This is a genomic window from Chitinivibrionales bacterium (genome assembly GCA_035516255.1).
Classification (GTDB): Bacteria; Fibrobacterota; Chitinivibrionia; order Chitinivibrionales; family FEN-1185; genus FEN-1185.
Map to the genome: position 1 here is coordinate 34,551 of DATJAL010000045.1, position 16,766 is coordinate 51,316.

Here is a 16,766-nt window from a genome sequence, read left to right on the forward strand (position 1 = left end):
GGAATCCAATCTGGGAATGGATCCCCGATCAGGTCGGGGATGACAAGTCAACTGAAACTGCCTTGTAGTAGCCTTCAAAATGTCAGTTTTAAATTATTGAAAAATGAAGAGGGATAAAATGGATTTCGTTACTTTTTTTCCTGCACTGCTTGCGCCCCCGCCGCCTTCTTCGCCACCTTGATCCTCGCCTCGGCCTTCATCACCCTGTATTTTGCAGCCTTGATTTCCGCGAAGCTCTGCGCCTTTTTCATTTCCATTTCCGCGCTTTCCATCTCCCTGAGCGCCCGTCCCATGTCGATTTCGTTGCAGCGCTCCGCGGTTTCGGTGATCACCGAAACGTCGTTCTTTCTCACCTCGAGGAACCCGCCCGAAATCGCCATGCATTCGGTTTTCTTGTCGCGGGTGATGCGGATTTCTCCCGGATCGAGCCGCGACAGCAGGGGAGCGTGGTCGAACAGGATTCCCAGTTCGCCCTCTGAGCCGGGGAACACCGCAAAGTCCACCTTTTCGGAAAAGACCTTCCGTTCCGGGGTGACGATGTCGAGTTGAAAGGTTTTGTCAGACATTTTTTTTCTATCGTTTGCGCCTCACCCTTTTCTCCCCCGGCCCCTCTTCCCCTCTCCCACGAGTGGAGAGGGGAAGAGGGGTGCCCATGAACGACGTGAATGGGCGGGGTGATGGGGAGAGGCGAGACCTTTACAAACTCTTCGCCTTCTCTATCACGTCCTCGATCGCGCCCACCATGCTGAACGCCGCTTCCGGCAGATCGTCGTGCTTGCCGTCGATGATCTCCTTGAAGCTCTGCACGGTCTTTTCGAGCGGCACGTATTTGCCGGGCGTGCCGGAAAATTCCTGCGCCACGAAGAACGGCTGCGACAGGAACTTCTCAAGTTTCCGCGCGCGGAACACGGTGATCTTGTCCTCCTCCGAAAGCTCCTCCATGCCGAGGATCGCGATGATGTCCTGGAGCTCGCGGTATTTCTGCAGGATGCGCTGCACCTCGCGCGCAACGGCGTAATGTTCCTCGCCCACGATTTTCGGGTCAAGGATGCGCGACGTGGAATCGAGCGGGTCGACCGCGGGATAAATGCCGCGCTCCACGATGGCGCGTGAAAGCACGGTCGTCGCATCAAGGTGCGCGAACGTCGCGGCCGGCGCCGGATCGGTGAGGTCGTCCGCCGGGACGTAAATGGCCTGCACCGACGTGATGGAGCCCTCCTTGGTGGAGGTGATTCTCTCCTGTAAAGACGCCATTTCGGTGGCGAGGTTGGGCTGGTAGCCCACGGCCGACGGCATGCGGCCGAGCAGCGCCGACACCTCGGAGCCTGCCTGGACAAAGCGGAATATGTTGTCGATGAAGAGAAGCACGTCCTGCTTTCCCACGTCGCGGAAATACTCCGCCACCGTGAGGCCGGTGAGGCCGATGCGCAGGCGGGTGCCAGGCGGCTCGTTCATCTGGCCGAACACGAGCGCTGTTTTGTCAATCACGCCCGACTGCTTCATATCAAGCCACAGGTCGTTTCCCTCGCGCGTGCGCTCGCCAACGCCCGCAAACACGGAATAACCTCCATGCTCGGTTGCGATGTTCCGAATGAGCTCCATGATGAGCACGGTCTTTCCCACGCCCGCGCCTCCGAAAAGCCCGATTTTTCCGCCTTTGGGGTAGGGAGTGAGAAGGTCGATGACCTTGACGCCGGTTTCCAGTATTTCCCACGATGTTTTCTGGTCCTCTAGGGACGGCGGCTTGCGGTGAATGGCCCAGCGTTCTTCGCATTTAACAGGCCCGAGTTCATCGATGGGATCGCCGAGCACGTTCACAAGCCTTCCGAGCATGCCGTTGCCGACCGGGATTTTAATCACATCGCCGGTGTCGAATACCATGGCGCCGCGGGTCAGGCCGTCGGTGGAGGCAAGTGCCACGCACCTAATTTTGTTGTCACCCAGAAGCTGCTGGACCTCGGCGGTTATTTCAAGCGCCTTGACATTGCCCTGCGCTTCCTGCCTGATTTTAACCGCGTTAAGAATGGCGGGAAGCTTTCCCGCGGGGAATTCCGCGTCGACCACGACCCCCAGCACCTGAATGACCTTACCGACCGGAAGGCCGGCATCATCGGTTTTCTTTTCCTGATTCATACCTGCGTCCTTTTGACTGCCTGGCGTCGCATTATCATCCTCAACGCAGGGCTTCTGCGCCGGATACGATTTCCAGGAGCTCTCTGGTTATAATTGATTGACGTACTTTATTGTAATACAGCGTTAATGCGTTGATGAGTTTCCCCGCGTTTTTTGTTGCCGCGAACATGGTGGTCATGCTCGCCGCCTGCTGCGCGGCATTGGACTCCAGAAAGATTTTCCATAGCTGGCCGTTGACATACTGCGGCATGAGCACGTCGAACGTCTCTTCCGGGGAAGGCTCGAAAATGTAGCTTGCCGTTCCGCCGGTCTCCTTCTGCGGCTTGAGCGGAAGCAGCGTCTCAACCGTGATCTCCTGCGAAGCGGGCGCCTTGAACTTGTTGTACACCGCGACGATCTCGTCGATCTTCCCTTCTGTAAAGTCGGCAAGGAGCTTTGCACCGACCGCCGCCGCGTCGATGTATTTGGGACTGAACATCATCTCAACGTACCGGTCGGCGATGTCCACCTGTCTGCGCTTGAGGGCCTCAATCGGCTTTTTTCCAACAATAGTCACGGAGATGTTTTTTGAACTCTTATCTAAAACCGTGCTCATGGTTTGTTTCACCACGTTGGCGTTGAATGCGCCGCACAGCCCCTTGTCCGACCCCACCACCACGATGCGGATGTTGTGCCCCTCCTCGATGCGCACGTACGGCGAGGTGCCCGCCGGTATGCCCGAGGTGAGATGGACCGCGATGTCCCTGAGCTTGTCGAAATAGGGGCGGGCCGCCACAACGCGGTCGCGCGCCCGGCGCAGCTTGACCGATGCAACCATCTGCATGGCCCTCGTGATCTTCTGCGTGTTCTTCACGCTTACGATCCTGCGCTTTATGTCTCTCGGGGTGGGCATTGATTAATCTCAATTTTCTAATTTGATATTTTATTGACGTTTTTTGATATGAATAAACCTCGTTACATCCTCTGTTTCTTAAACGTCTCGACCGCCGCAATCAGCGCCTTTCTATTATCCTCGGTAATTTCCTTTTTCTGCCGAATGCTGTCGAGAATGCCCACATGAACGCGCTCCACGAATTTTGCCAGCTCTTTTTCGAAGCTGCGCATCTGCGCCACCGGGATGTCGTCGAGCAGGCCGTAGGATCCGGCGGCGATGATGAGGATCTGGTTCTCAAACGGCATGGGCTCGTGCTCGTCTTGCTTGAGGATCTCCACCATGCGCTCGCCGCGCGTGATCTGCGCCTTTGCCGATTTGTCAAGGTCTGAGCCGAACTGCGCGAACGCGGCGAGCTCGCGGTATTGCGCGAGGTCGAGGCGCAGCTTTCCCGCCACCTGGCGCATTGCCTTGAACTGGGCCTTGCCGCCCACGCGCGACACCGAAATTCCCACGTTGATGGCCGGCCGCACGCCGGAGTAGAACAGACTGCCTTCCAAATAAATCTGTCCGTCTGTGATGGAGATGACGTTGGTCGGGATGTACGCCGACACGTCGCCCGCCTGCGTCTCGATGATGGGCAGGGAAGTGAGCGACCCGCCGCCGAGCTTGTCGGAAAGCTTCGCCGACCGTTCCAGGAGGCGCGAGTGGAGGTTGAAGATATCGCCGGGATACGCCTCGCGACCCGGCGGCCTGCGCAGCAGCAGGGACAATTGACGGTATGCGTATGCGTGTTTGGAAAGGTCGTCGTAAATGACAAGCGCATGGCCGCCCTTGTCGCGGATCTCCTCGCCGAGCGCGGTGCCCGCATACGGCGCGATGTACTGCAGGGGGGCGGGATCGGACGCCGACGCGGACACGATCACCGAATACGACATGGCGCCCGCGTCTTCGAGCACCTTGTGCACGCGCGCGATCGACGACTGCTTCTGGCCGATGGCCACGTAGATGCAGATGACGCCCGTGCCCTTCTGGTTGAGGATCGTGTCGATGGCAACCGCGGTCTTGCCCGTGCCGCGGTCGCCGATGATGAGCTCGCGCTGGCCGCGGCCGATGGGGATCATCGCGTCGATGGCCTTCCAGCCGGTGAGCAGCGGCTCCTTCACGGGCTGGCGGTCAACCACGCCTTTTGCGCGCTCTTCGAGCAGGCGGAACTTTGTCGCCTTTACCGGCCCCTTGCCGTCGAGCGGCTGGCCGATGGGGTTGATGATGCGGCCGATGGTCTCGCTGCCCACCGGCACTTCCATGATCCTGCCCGTGCAGCGAACGGTCTCGCCCTCCTTGATGGACGTGTCGTCGCCGAAGATCACCACGCCCACGTTGTCGGGCTCGAGGTTGAGCGCCATGCCGTACACGCCGCTGTCGAACTCCACGAGCTCGGCGTACATGCATTTGTCAAGTCCGTAGATGCGCGCGATGCCGTCGCCGACTTGGATCACGGTGCCGGTCGAGACCATTTCGAGCCTCGTCTGGTACGATTCGATCTGTTTTTGGATGATCCGGGTGATTTCTTCGGGTCTGATGTTCATGGTGCTCTCTCTCTGTTTATGGCCTAACCTGACAATTCAAGAATACCCCACCGCAAAGGCGCAGAGAAAACAATACACATGATAGTTTTTTGAGGGTGATTGAGGGTACTTTTTGCATATTTATTTTGTTCTCTCTGTCTTTTCTTCTCTGCGCTCTCCGTGTCTCTGCGGTGAGTTTTTGAGTTATCCGGACTAGAACGACGTTATGGTCTCTTTGAGCCGTTTCAATTGAAACGCGACGCTGCCGTCGATCACCCGGTCGCCCAGAATGATACGCATCCCTCCCATGAGGGAGGGGTTGACCTCCGAGGTGATGACGATGTTCTTCTCCAGGCTTTTGGTGAGGCTTGCCTTGATTTTCTTGAGGGTCTCGCCCGAAGGCCGGGAGACGCTTTCGGTCCTCACGTTCACCCGGTTCTCGTCCCGGTCGAGCATGTCGGAAAAACACCGGGCGATGGCGGTGCAGTGGAAAATCCTTTTCTTGTCGATGATGAACCCCATGAACTTCATGGTGACGTTTTCGCACGAAGGCGCGAACAGCGCGGCCATGACCTTCTTTTTCTCCTCCGCCGTGATCTCGGGATGGTACAGCACGCGCTTGAGGTCCGGGTTCGCATCGATGCTGTGAGAAATGTCGTTCAAGTTCTCGCACACCTTGGCGGTATTTCCCAGTGTGATTGAGATTTTGTGCAAACCACGAGCGTATCTGAGAGCGAGCGAAGTGTTAAACATACTTTTTTTGGTTGATTTGAAAGTTTTTGTGTCACTCCCGCATACGCGGGAGTCCAGTCAACAAAACATGGATTCCCGCTTTCGCGGGAATGACACCACATTAATTCTTCTTTATTTCCGTCTTTCCCAAATCATCAATAAACGATTCCACCAGCTTGCGGTCGGTGGCCTCGTCGATCTCCCGCTTGAGCAGCTGCTTTGTCGCGAGGATGGAAAGCGTCGCCACCTCGCGCCGCACCTCCGAAAGCGCCTTCTGTTTTTCCTGGTCAATCTCGCGCCGCGCCTTTTCGAGGAGCTGCTCCGATTCCCTGAGCGCCTCGCCCTTGATGGCCTCCTTGATATGGCTTCCCTCCACCGTGGCCTTCTCGATTTCGGCCTTTGCGCTTTTTTTGATCTGGTCAAGCTGGTCGCGGCACTCGTTTTTAAGCCCTTCCACCTCGGTTTTCTGTTTTTCGATGTCAGCAAAAGTGTTCCTGATGTCATCGGAACGCTTTTTCATGAAGGGACGGATGTAGCGGTTGAAAAGGAAACCGAGAACGGCGATCAGAATGATGAAATTGACGATTTGGTACACCAGAAGTTTGAGACTGAAATCCATACAGTCCTTTCTTTGCACGTTTCATCGCAGCGCCGGCGCGCCGATGCCGCGGAGATGCACCCGCAACAACGGCGGATGACGCAATTATTTGCCGATTTTGGCGAACAGCAAAAAGGCAATCAGCAGAGCAAACAAAGTCTGCGTTTCGCACAATGCATAGGCGACCATGAACCATACCAGGTTCTTTCCCTGCGATTCAGGTTGGCGCGCATTGGACTCGATGTACTTGCTTGCTGCGACTCCGATGCCGATTCCCGATCCTATCGCGCCGAGTCCGATCGCAAGGCCCGCGCCGAGCGCCGAAGCCGCCGAAATGAGCGTTTTGGGGTCAAGTGCGTCCATCAATCCCTCCTGTTAAAGATAAGCCAGCGTTTCTATGGCCTTTGCAGTATATAAAGTTGCCGAGACTTCAATGGCCCTCATCCGAAGCCACGGCACCGGACAGATATACCATGGTCAGCAATGAAAAGACAAAACCCTGGATCGGTATCGTTACGACACTGTCCACCAGCATCCATGTCGTGGGGGCTACGAGGGCGCAAAACGCAAAGAGAATTTTTATGATTGTCTCCCCGGCAAAGATGTTCGAAAACAAGCGGAGCGACAGTGAAAGGGGCCTCGCGAATTCCGATATGATCTCAATCGGAATCATGATGGGCGCCATTGCGGGAACAGGCCCCAGGAAATGCTTGAAGTGCTTCAATCCATGCTTCGAAATACCCACATAATTGTAGAAGAGAAAGACGGTTATTGCCACGGCGGCCGGCGTACTGAGATAACCCGTGGGAGACAGCATGCCGGGAATCAGCCCTATGTAGCTTGCGACAAGGACAAACAGCATGATGCTGACGACAAGGGGGAAATACGCCGGTCCTTTCGGACCGACGATATCCGCAAGATATCCCTCGATAAATGCGGTAAGCGATTCGATGGCATTCTGCACGCCGCCGGGAACTCTCCTTAATCGTGCCACAGTGACGATGATGAGCGCAACAATAACCGTCATTGCAAGCCATGTATACCACACTACGAGCGACTCATGCGGCGTGAGAAACGGCAGGCACGGGGCGCCCAGCCATTGAAGCAGTAAAAATTCGTTCTGTTCCATCAGGGCTTTAACCCTTTAACAATGAAGAAAATTTTTCCAACGATAGACACCAGTATTGCAGAGCATAAAAGCCATGGAAGTGGAACAATTTTAACGTGCCACAGAAACAATACAACTGTCACGAAGAGAACAAGCCTAGCACCCTCGGCGATCCCGGCAATGGCGCGCTTGACCGATGTGGCATTGACGACGAAAAGTCTTGCCGTGTAAAAGAAACCCGTTGCGTCGGCCAATCCGATGGCGCAGCCTATTGCCACACTAAGAACCGTATTTCCGAAGTGTCCTGAAAACATTCAGAAATCCCGCGCCTATGCCCAAGAAAATAAAAATAATGGTGAATGCCGGCGCCGTGTGAAAATGCCTGTCGATCGCGGCCCCGACAAAGTATCCGATCGCCACCGATGCGACCAGCGCGAAACCCACGCTGGTGAGCCGCGCCAGATCCGCGATTTCGCGCCTCTTGTTTTCTTTGTCTTCCATAAAAAAAGGGCCGCGGGCTCAGGTAATGGTACCATGGTTACCGGCATGCGTCAACAGTAAGTTTTTCTCTCTCTGCACGGAAAAAAGGTCAAATAAGATTGAATAATATAATTGAAAAATCAATTCGAAAAAACATTAATGGCTGCGGGGGTTTGGGCTATTGAAAAATTTTGTTGATTTTTTCAGGAGCGGCATTTTTGCTATAAGCATTGAGGTGGAGGACGAACGGGATGCGTGACTTTTCTGTAAATAAATAAATTCTGCATGCCGCTGTCTTGTTGAAGGCAGAGCAGTGGCCGGACTTGCTTTTTGATACTGGGGATGATTTAGATTATAAGCAAAGGTCAAGTTCAATGTCGGGGCGGCAGTGGTACGCGCGTTTTTAAGCTTTTAGCCGCGTGGAAACATGCAAGTCAATAAACTGAAATACATTATAAAATTGCCTTTTGTGTGGTCTTGGCACTGGTACTACGGATTATTATTTCTGGAGTTGAACATTTAACTTTACATTGGTTGCAAGGGTGATTTCTGACGGTTGTAAATTTATGCCGTTTGGATGCTATCCTATTTTTAAAACACTATTGAAAACCCTCCGTGTGGCACTGCCGCCACTTCGATAAACGCTGGGCAGGCCCGTCCGTGTTTTCCGGAACCCACGTTAGTTCAACTGTCTGACATGTCAAGTACTATTCTTTGTTATAGTACAGCTTAAATGCTTATCCGCCAACACAATGTCCAAAACCCCCAAATCATTGACATGGCGGCCACCCAAACAACCTCTCGACACGCCGCGTCCAAAATAGTACTATTTGAAGAAGTCCAATACCTATTTTATAATGCAAGCGGTTTGCAAACAGGACAAAAGGATTTATTGGCACATTGTAAATCAGCAGTGATTTCTATGACTTCGCTTTACGGACTGGAGTGGAGAAAAACGCTATGCACCTAGCAATCTACATCGGCATCGGCGTGCTCGTTGCCGGCCTTATCCTTCTTATTATTTTCGAAATACATTCGCACCGGAGGCCTCCGCTGCCGCAGGCGCAGTCGCAGGACCTTTTCAACGAATCGGCGGACCGGGTCGGCCTTACCACGGAGGAGCGCGAAAAACTTCTTTCGCTCCTGTCGTACCAGAAGGCGTTGGATCCGAACACCATTTTCCAGTCCCTGCCGCTTTTCGAGCGGTGCATTGACGCGGAAGTCGGCCGTCTGCAGAAGAGCGACAAGGCAGTGGCGGCAGACGGTCCGGAAGAAAAGCTCCTGTCGGAAATCAGGAGGAAGCTCGGCTTTTCTTACATCCCGCTGGAGCACCCGCTCGTCTCTACGCGCAACATCGCGATCGGCCAGGTGGGGTCGCTGTTCGGCAAAGAGGGGAACAAGGCGATTTTCAACAAGGTGTCGGTGGTCGGCAACAACAATTTTTTTCTCACGGTCCAGTACGACGTTGAGGGCGAGGACCGTTCCCGCGCCGTATCGGACACCGAGGTCAGATTCGTGTTCGCGCGCCAGAGCGACGGCCTGTACGGCGTGCAGGTGAAAGTCGCAAACAGCAAGGAGCCCGGCGTGCTCGATCTCCTCCATACGCTGGACATCCGCCGCAACCAGCTGCGGCAGTACGTGCGCGTGCCCACCGACCTTTCGTTGCGCTTCAGGCTGCTTACCACCAAGAACCCGGACAAGAGCGAAATCCTGCGCGGCCATCTCATCACCACGAGAATGTGCGACATCTCCGGCGGCGGGCTCAGCTTCAAGCACAACCAGGCCCTGCGTCTGGGAGACCTGATCGGCATCTCCTTTGACCTGCCGGGCCAGATGCTGAGCGGCATAACGGGAAAGATCGTGCACCTTTCCCTACAGGAGGACAAGGAGGGGCACCAGTTCAAGCATCACGTACAGTTTGTCACGATCGAGCAGGGCCAGCGCGATGACATCATCCGGTATGTGACCGAAAAAGAACGTCAGTCGTAACATCAGAGGACAATACCATGCCGTTGAAAATCAGGATGAAAAAGGTGAAGTCAATTCCGGTCGTCGAGGTTGAGGGCCGGGCGACGGACCTTGACGTGAAAAGATTTTCAAAAAAGCTGCAGGATCTTTATAAAAAGGGGGATCCGCGGATCGTGGTCGACCTGAGCAAAACGAAGTTCGTGGACAGTCACGGACTCGGCATCATCGTGTATTACAACACGCTCTTGCAGAAGCAGGGAAGGCAGCTCGTGGTCCTCAATGGCAATCCCGACGACCACAACTACGTGCGGCGGCTGTTCGAGCTCACGAACCTCGATAAGGTCATGCGCACCATCGGTTCAATCAGCGAGTTATAACGCAGAAACTTTACAGATTGACCGCAGAGACGCGGAGTGCGCAGGGCATGGAAAAGGGATCTCTAAAAATTGGTTTTGCAACGGTGTCATTCCCGCGAAAACGGGAATCCATTTTAGTATCTTTACCGAAGAGGATGGACTCCCGCTTTCGCGGGAGTGACAGTTCATGTTTTAGCTTCCCAACGGTGAGTTTTCTTTTTAATAAATCAATCAAGCAAATACAAATTATTTTTTCTTCCCCACCGCCGCACGTATCCTGTCCACCGCTTTTTCAACGTTCTTGCGGCTGTTGAACGCGCTGAGCCGCACGAACCCCTCCCCGCATTTTCCGAAGCCCGCCCCGGGCGTGCACACCACTCCTGCCTTGTCAAGCAGCATGTCGAAAAACTGCCACGAGTCCGTGCCCGTGTCGAACCAGATGTACGGCGCGTTTTTCCCGCCCGAGCAGGGGTAGCCGAGGTCCGAGAGCGCGGAAACGATGATGCGGGCGTTTTCGAGGTAGAAATCATTGAGTTCGCGCACCTGCTTTTGTCCCTCCTTCGAGTAGATTGCCTCGGCGGCGCGCTGCACCATGTAGCATACGCCGTTGAATTTCGTGGTGTGGCGCCGGTTCCACAGGGCGTGCAGCGATTGCGGGCTTGCCGAGGAATCGTAGGCCACGCATTCCTTGGGAACAACGGTGTATGCGCAGCGCGTTCCGGTGAATCCTGCCGTTTTTGAATAGCTGCGGAACTCCACGGCCACCTTCCGCGCGCCGGGGATCTCGTAAATGCTGTGCGGGACAGTCTTGTCACGGATGAAAGCCTCGTAGGCGGCGTCGTACAAGATGATTGCCTTGTTCACGATGGCCCATTCCACCCATTGCGTAAGCTGCTGTTTTGTTATAATGGCGCCCGTCGGGTTATTGGGAAAACAGAGGTAGATGAGGTCAACATGCTCCGGCGGCAGCTCGGGCACGAAACAATTGCCCGCCACCGATTCAAGATAATAAATACCCTTGTAGCGTCCGTTTTCAAACTGGCCGGTGCGGCCGGCCATGACATTGGTGTCGACATACACGGGATACACCGGGTCGGGGATCGCGATTTTTATGTTGTTGGAAAACAACTCCTGAAAGTTGCCGGTGTCGCATTTGGCGCCGTCGGAGATGAAAATTTCTTCGGGCGAAACGTCGGCGCCGCGCGCCGTGAAGTCCCATTTCGCAATTTTTTCCCTTAAAAATCCATACCCCTGCTCGTCGCCGTACCCGTGGAACGTCGCGTCGCGCGCCATTTCGTCGGTGGCCTTGTGGAACGCCTCGATGCACACCTTGGGCAGCGCGCGCGTCACGTCGCCGATGCCGAGCCGGAGAATCTCGCGCTTAGGGTGTTTTTTTCTGAAGGCGTCAATGCGTTTGGCGACATCGGAAAAAAGGTACGAGGATTTGAGCTTGAGGTAGTTTTCGTTGATCGTGATCATGGAATCCCCCGGTTGCCTGGTAGGCGCTAGCTGCTGGACGTCATATGATAATTCATGTAGCGGAAAATGTCAATTGTTCGAAAGATCAAAATTCCCCGGCAAAGCGTTTTCTGTTTTATTGTCTCGAAAGAATGCGGCCGGATTGATATAATTAATCACTGCTCAAATTATTTTAACCACTTTATCATGAAAGAATTGCAATGGGAATCTTATCTGAACAGGAAATAAACGACATCGTCCGCAGCGATTTGCGCGATCCCTTCAAGACGCTCGGCATGCACTGGGAAAAAAAAGGGATCAGCGTGCGCGCGTTTCTCCCCGAGGCGGCGGCGGTCGCGGTATGCGGCCGGGGCAGGACCAGGTTTTCTCAGGAAATGGCAAAAGTCAACGAGGCGGGCGTTTTTGAACTGGCGATTCCCGCCAAAAAGAAATTTTTCAAGTATGAATTTTCCTGCACGCTCCACGACGGATCGCAAAAACGCATCATCGACCCGTACGGATTTCTTCCCGTGATGACCGAGGACTCACGCTACCTGTTCAACGAGGGCACGCACCAGCGCGTCTATGACGATCTCGGCTCGCATGAAAAGACCGTGGGCGGCGAAAAGGGCTGTGTGTTCGCGGTGTGGGCGCCCAACGCCAAGCGCGTGTCGCTCGTGGGAAATTTCAACGGCTGGGACGGCAGGCGGCACCCCATGCGGCTTTTGGGCTCGTCGGGCGTGTGGGAGTTGTTCGTTCCCGGCATCGGCACGGGGGCGATTTACAAATACGAAATAAAGAAATACTGGGGCGACCACCTCATCCTCAAGACCGACCCCTACGGCTACCGGCAGGAACCGCCGCCGAACCACGCCTCCATCGTGGCCGATCTTGACGCTTTTACGTGGGAAGACACCGAATGGATCGAGCGCCGGGCCAAGGGAAACCTGCTCAAGCAGCCCATGTCCATCTACGAGGTGCATCTCGGCTCGTGGCGGAAGGCGGGGCCGCGGCGCGGCGGCGACTGGCTGAGTTACCGCGATCTCGCCGTGCAGCTTGCGCAGTATGTCAAGGAGATGGGCTTCACGCACGTGGAGCTGCTGCCCGTGCAGGACCACCCGTACGAGCCGTCGTGGGGGTACCAGGTGTGCGGATTTTACGCTCCCAACCACCGGTTCGGCCCGCCGCAGGACTTCCAGTTCTTCGTGAACCATCTGCACAAGAATGGCATCGGCGTGATCATCGACTGGGTGCCGGGCCATTTCCCCAAGGATTCGTACGGGCTTGCCCATTTCGACGGCTCGCACCTTTATGAATACGAGGACCCGCGCGAGGGCGAGCACAAGGACTGGGGCACCCTCATTTTCAACTGGGGCAGGCACGAGGTGCGGAATTTCCTGTTTGCAAACGCGCTGTTCTGGATCGAGAAGTTCCACGTTGACGGCCTGCGGGTCGACGCGGTGGCGTCCATGCTCTACCGCAACTACAGCCGCAAAAACGGGGAGTGGATCCCCAACCGGCACGGCGGCGTGGAAAACGAGGAGGCCGTGAACTTCCTCCAGACCATGAACCGTCTCGTGCACGAGAAATTCCCCGGCGCGGTCACCATCGCCGAAGAAAGCACGGCCTGGCCGCTTGTGTCGCGGCCCACGTACCTGGGCGGCCTCGGGTTCACCTTTAAGTGGAACATGGGCTGGATGAACGACATCCTGCTGTACTTTTCAAAGGAACCCGTCCACCGCAAATACCACCAGGGCCAGATCACGTTTGCGCTGTGGTACGCGTTCACCGAAAACTTCATTCTCGTGGTCTCGCACGACGAGGTGGTGCACGGCAAGCGCAGCCTCATCGAGAAAATGCCCGGCGACGTGTGGCGCAAGTTCGCGAACGTGCGCGCGTTTTTCGGGTTCATGTTCGGACACCCCGGCAAGAAGCTCATGTTCCAGGGCTGCGAATTCGGCATGCACTGGGAGTGGGACGCCGAACAGTCGATCAACTGGCATATTTTATCGGAAGAGGACGACTGCTTCCACCACAACGGGCTCATGCGGCTCATCCGCGACCTCAACCGCCTTTACAAAAACGAACCGGCCTTGTGGGAGCAGGACTACGAGCAGGCGGGGTTTACCTGGATAGACTTTCACGACTCCGACAACTCCATCATCGCGTTCATCAGACGCGGCAGGGAATGGCACAACATCTTGGTGTTCGTGTGCAATTTCACGCCCGTGGTGCGGCGGCATTACCGGATCGGCGTCCCGTTCGGTGGGCGTTACGATGAAATTTTTAACACCGACGCGAAGGAATACGGCGGCGCGGGCTACGGCAACGACGGCGGCAGAAACGCCGACATGGTGCCCATCCACAACCAGCCCCTGTCGCTCGACCTTTCGCTGCCGCCGCTGAGTGTTTTGATTTTTAAATGGAAGAGATGACTTCGATTAGTGGGCCGTTCACGAACCTAGCCCCGGATAATTAATTTGGCCGGGGCGGTCTCCCTTGTACCCGTGACCTGCAGGCGCCAAAATTATTATGTATGTTGGTTCTGTATTATTTTAGTAAAAAAGGAGGACACCATGAAAAGAATCTATCGTGATACCGATAATAAAATGGTCGCCGGCATCTGCGCGGGAATAGGGGAGATGATCAACGTCGATCCGACGATCGTTCGGCTTGCCTTTGTGTTCGTCACCTTAGTCACCGTTTTTTTTCCGTGCATCATCGCCTATCTGGTGGGGTGGGTGATTATTCCGGAGAAAAAAGACCTTAAGGTTGATCCGGATAAAAAACAGGCACCTTGACAATAGAGATTTACGGTCAAAAGCCGGGCTCCATGCCCGGTTTTTTTTATCGTTATGAGCAAGATCATAAAAATATTCGCCGCCTACGCGATCATCAGCGGCATTGCCATGGTCGTGCTGTGGGGAATTTTATTCCTGACCGGTTTTTCAGCCGATAAAATGAGCCATACGCCGGTTGCGTTCTGGGGATTGATCGCCGCGGAAAGTATTACCGCGACGGCGCTGGTCTGCGGCGGAATCGGGATTCTCAAGAGTAAATTCTGGGGAAATAGTCTCACGTTCACCGCCATGGGAATGCTCCTGTACGCGGTCGTCTTTGCATCCGGAGCGTTTGCCCAGCAGAAGAATATTCTTCTATCCTCCTTTTTTGTCCTCATTTTTTGCGCGACGGCGGTTATACTGCTGATGAATTTATTCCGTAAGTAAAAATATTCCTCCGATCCATCATCCAATCGAGAGCACGTTACAAATAGCCATTGCAGAAACGCGCTGCAAATGGTAAAATTAATAGCTTTATAATCCTTGCACACTTATCCTGGGAACGGGCACGATGGACACGGAAAACATGGCCAAGGATCAGTTGTTATCGGAACTGAAAGAGTCGCGCCGCCAGAGGGAAAAGCTGCAGGCGAGCCTCGACCGCATCATCGACATCACGGCGGGAATCATCTACGTGCTCGATCCCGAAGGCAAGTTTGTGTTTGTCAACAATGCCGTTGACGAGATCCTCCATTATGACCCCGAGGAGCTCATCGGCAAGCATTTCTCCGAGATCATGCCGCCCAACGAGTACGAGCGCGTGAGCAGGCTGTTCGTGCTGCCGAGGCTCGCGGGCAAGAAAACCGGCGACGAGGCGGCGCCGAAACTTTTCGACGAGCGGCGCACCGGCAGCCGCAAGACAAAAAACCTCGAGGTGCAGCTCCTCACCAAATCGCAGAAGGACGTCCGCATCATGGCCGGCGACGTGACCGGCATCATCGCCGTGGAGGGCGCGTACGACCGAGGGCTCATGGAGAAGAACAAGAACAAGGCGGTCGCGTTCGTGGGCAGTCAGGGCCTGATCTTCGACATTACCAAGTACAAGCAGACCGAGAAGGAGCGCCTCGACATCCAGCGTCGGCTGCTCGAACTGCAGAAAATGGACGCGCTCGGCAGACTTGCCGAGGGCATTGCGCACGATTTCAACAACAAGCTCGGAACGATCCTGGGGTGCGCCGAGATGATGAAGCAGAACATCGGGCCCGCGGCGCGCGAGCTCGACGCCTACATCAACCCGGTGATTTCGGCGAGCAAGCACGCGGCCGATCTCACGGGCAAGCTCCTGCTCTTCGCGCGCAGCAGCACGCGCGCCGAGGAGGACGTCGCCATCCACGGCCTCGTGCTCAACGTGGTGCGCCTGCTCGAGCACACGGTTGACAAGCGGATATCCATCCAGCAGTCGCTGCTGCCGCAGTCGCCGGTGGTGCGCGGGGACCTCAAGCAGATCCAGAGCGCCATCCTCAACATCGCCATCAACGCGTGCGACGCCATGCCGGAAGGCGGCAAGCTCGTTTTTGAGACCACCGTCCATGCGGCCGACGGCGCCTTCAAGCGCGCGCATCCCCATGGCTGGGAGGCCGAGAACTACGTCTGCCTTTCGGTGAAAGACACCGGCGTGGGAATGGACAAGAACGTGCAGTCGCACCTATTCGAGCCCTTTTTCACGACAAAGACTGACGGATCGGCCCTCGGCATGGGCCTCACGAGCATCTCAAACTGCGTCAAAAGTCATCATGGTTTTATCGATGTCGACAGCGCGCCGGGCAAGGGCACGCGCTTCGACGTATACCTGCCGCTTGAGCGGCTCGACCAGCCCGCCGCGGCAAGCGCCGAGCCTGTCCAGAAAACCGTGAAGGGAAGCGGCCGCATTCTCGTGGTGGACGACGAGCTTTCGTTCCTCAGCGTGTCAAAAGACATTTTGGAAGACCTCGGTTACACCGTGGCTACCTGCAGGGGCGGCAAAGAAGCGGTGGAATATTACCGTACCCACAACAAAGGGATCGACTGCGCCATTATCGACGTGATGATGGCGGACCTTTCCGGATGCGACTGCTTCAGGGAGATGAAAAAGATCAACCCTTCGGTCAGGGCGATCATCTCCAGTGGCTACGGACGGAACAAGGACGTGGACGCGGTGCTCGGGGAAGGCGTCGCCGAATTCATCCAGAAGCCGTTTGAGGCGGCGAAGCTGTCGCAGGTGGTGGCGAAGGTGCTGGCAATGAAATGAAATTATTTTGGGGTTTGCAAAAAAATAAAATTCAAATTTAAGATATGATAGGGGCTCCGCCCCTAAAACCCCGCAAGGAAAGGGCAAATGACATAATAAAAGGTGCGAAGCACCACCACTACTTCACCCTTTCGGAATAAAATGACAAAATGCTTATTGTAGTCCGCCCTCCAAACCTCCCCCGCCGGGGAGGCTACCGCCTGATCTTGTCACTGCCTAGAATCATGGTTTTTAGTTTCCATTCAAAGAAGGGCTGTCTAGAAATCAATAGGATTATCTGGAGATTCAATACATCAAAAGTTGTTCCATTTTAATTTCCCTTTTATATCCCTTGATTTCTCCTCCTCCTCGCTCTTATTTTATTCAAGTTCTTTTTTACCCCCCAAACGTATTTAATATCACATAGGAAAGCCTTCAAGGCCAGCTT

Annotated in this window: 17 protein-coding genes; 6 read left to right on the top strand and 11 right to left on the bottom strand. The window is 55.1% G+C overall.

Annotated elements, in window-relative coordinates; all coding sequences use genetic code 11:
• Positions 1-128 precede the first annotated feature (128 nt).
• The 10 genes from VLX68_12655 to VLX68_12700 form a co-directional block, all read right to left on the bottom strand.
• Entirely contained in the window at positions 129-566 is a 438-nt protein-coding gene (locus VLX68_12655) for a F0F1 ATP synthase subunit epsilon (protein HUI93090.1), read from the bottom strand.
• A gap of 130 nt (positions 567-696) precedes the next feature.
• The gene (gene atpD, locus VLX68_12660) at positions 697-2,133 is read right to left on the bottom strand and encodes a F0F1 ATP synthase subunit beta (GenBank protein ID HUI93091.1); all 1,437 of its coding nucleotides are present in this window, start codon (positions 2,131-2,133) and stop codon (positions 697-699) included.
• A gap of 40 nt (positions 2,134-2,173) precedes the next feature.
• Positions 2,174-3,025 carry an ATP synthase F1 subunit gamma gene (gene atpG / locus VLX68_12665; GenBank protein HUI93092.1) on the bottom strand — a complete coding sequence of 284 codons (852 nt, stop codon included), beginning with the start codon at positions 3,023-3,025 and terminating at the stop codon, positions 2,174-2,176.
• A 62-nt stretch (positions 3,026-3,087) separates the two neighbouring features.
• Positions 3,088-4,593, bottom strand: coding sequence for a F0F1 ATP synthase subunit alpha (gene atpA, locus VLX68_12670; protein ID HUI93093.1), 1,506 nt, complete (start codon positions 4,591-4,593; stop codon positions 3,088-3,090).
• A 192-nt stretch (positions 4,594-4,785) separates the two neighbouring features.
• Positions 4,786-5,325: an ATP synthase F1 subunit delta gene (atpH, locus tag VLX68_12675; GenBank protein ID HUI93094.1), complete on the bottom strand. Its 540-nt coding sequence runs from the start codon at positions 5,323-5,325 to the stop codon at positions 4,786-4,788.
• Positions 5,326-5,425: 100 nt separating this feature from the next.
• The gene (gene atpF, locus VLX68_12680; protein HUI93095.1) at positions 5,426-5,923 is read right to left on the bottom strand and encodes a F0F1 ATP synthase subunit B; all 498 of its coding nucleotides are present in this window, start codon (positions 5,921-5,923) and stop codon (positions 5,426-5,428) included.
• An 84-nt stretch (positions 5,924-6,007) separates the two neighbouring features.
• Positions 6,008-6,265 (bottom strand): ATP synthase F0 subunit C, encoded by a 258-nt coding sequence (atpE, locus tag VLX68_12685; GenBank protein HUI93096.1) that lies wholly within the window; start codon positions 6,263-6,265, stop codon positions 6,008-6,010.
• Positions 6,266-6,332: 67 nt separating this feature from the next.
• Complete coding sequence (gene atpB, locus VLX68_12690; protein ID HUI93097.1) at positions 6,333-7,031, bottom strand: F0F1 ATP synthase subunit A; 699 nt, start codon at positions 7,029-7,031, stop codon at positions 6,333-6,335.
• Positions 7,031-7,324 carry a hypothetical protein gene (locus VLX68_12695; GenBank protein HUI93098.1) on the bottom strand — a complete coding sequence of 98 codons (294 nt, stop codon included), beginning with the start codon at positions 7,322-7,324 and terminating at the stop codon, positions 7,031-7,033. Before VLX68_12695 ends, atpB begins: the two co-directional genes overlap by 1 nt.
• Positions 7,290-7,511, bottom strand: coding sequence for an AtpZ/AtpI family protein (locus tag VLX68_12700; protein HUI93099.1), 222 nt, complete (start codon positions 7,509-7,511; stop codon positions 7,290-7,292). The genes VLX68_12695 and VLX68_12700 overlap by 35 nt, the downstream gene beginning before the upstream one ends.
• A gap of 939 nt (positions 7,512-8,450) precedes the next feature.
• Here VLX68_12700 and VLX68_12705 point away from each other — a divergent pair.
• Both VLX68_12705 and VLX68_12710 read left to right on the top strand, forming a co-directional pair.
• On the top strand, positions 8,451-9,479 hold the full coding sequence (locus VLX68_12705; protein HUI93100.1) for a PilZ domain-containing protein: 1,029 nt from the start codon (positions 8,451-8,453) through the stop codon (positions 9,477-9,479).
• A 17-nt stretch (positions 9,480-9,496) separates the two neighbouring features.
• Positions 9,497-9,835, top strand: a complete 339-nt coding sequence (locus VLX68_12710) for an STAS domain-containing protein (protein ID HUI93101.1) — start codon at positions 9,497-9,499, stop codon at positions 9,833-9,835.
• A gap of 225 nt (positions 9,836-10,060) precedes the next feature.
• Here VLX68_12710 and VLX68_12715 read toward each other — a convergent pair whose 3' ends face one another.
• Positions 10,061-11,293, bottom strand: a complete 1,233-nt coding sequence (locus tag VLX68_12715) for an LL-diaminopimelate aminotransferase (GenBank protein HUI93102.1) — start codon at positions 11,291-11,293, stop codon at positions 10,061-10,063.
• A 200-nt stretch (positions 11,294-11,493) separates the two neighbouring features.
• Here VLX68_12715 and glgB point away from each other — a divergent pair, with 200 nt between their 5' ends.
• The 4 genes from glgB to VLX68_12735 all read left to right on the top strand — a co-directional run bounded on the left by glgB (position 11,494) and on the right by VLX68_12735 (position 16,339).
• Complete coding sequence (gene glgB, locus VLX68_12720; protein ID HUI93103.1) at positions 11,494-13,707, top strand: 1,4-alpha-glucan branching protein GlgB; 2,214 nt, start codon at positions 11,494-11,496, stop codon at positions 13,705-13,707.
• Between the two features lie 141 nt (positions 13,708-13,848).
• The gene (locus tag VLX68_12725; protein ID HUI93104.1) at positions 13,849-14,073 is read left to right on the top strand and encodes a PspC domain-containing protein; all 225 of its coding nucleotides are present in this window, start codon (positions 13,849-13,851) and stop codon (positions 14,071-14,073) included.
• A gap of 54 nt (positions 14,074-14,127) precedes the next feature.
• Positions 14,128-14,499 carry a hypothetical protein gene (locus VLX68_12730; GenBank protein ID HUI93105.1) on the top strand — a complete coding sequence of 124 codons (372 nt, stop codon included), beginning with the start codon at positions 14,128-14,130 and terminating at the stop codon, positions 14,497-14,499.
• Positions 14,500-14,623: 124 nt separating this feature from the next.
• The gene (locus tag VLX68_12735) at positions 14,624-16,339 is read left to right on the top strand and encodes a response regulator (protein HUI93106.1); all 1,716 of its coding nucleotides are present in this window, start codon (positions 14,624-14,626) and stop codon (positions 16,337-16,339) included.
• The last annotated feature ends 427 nt before the right edge of the window (positions 16,340-16,766 follow it).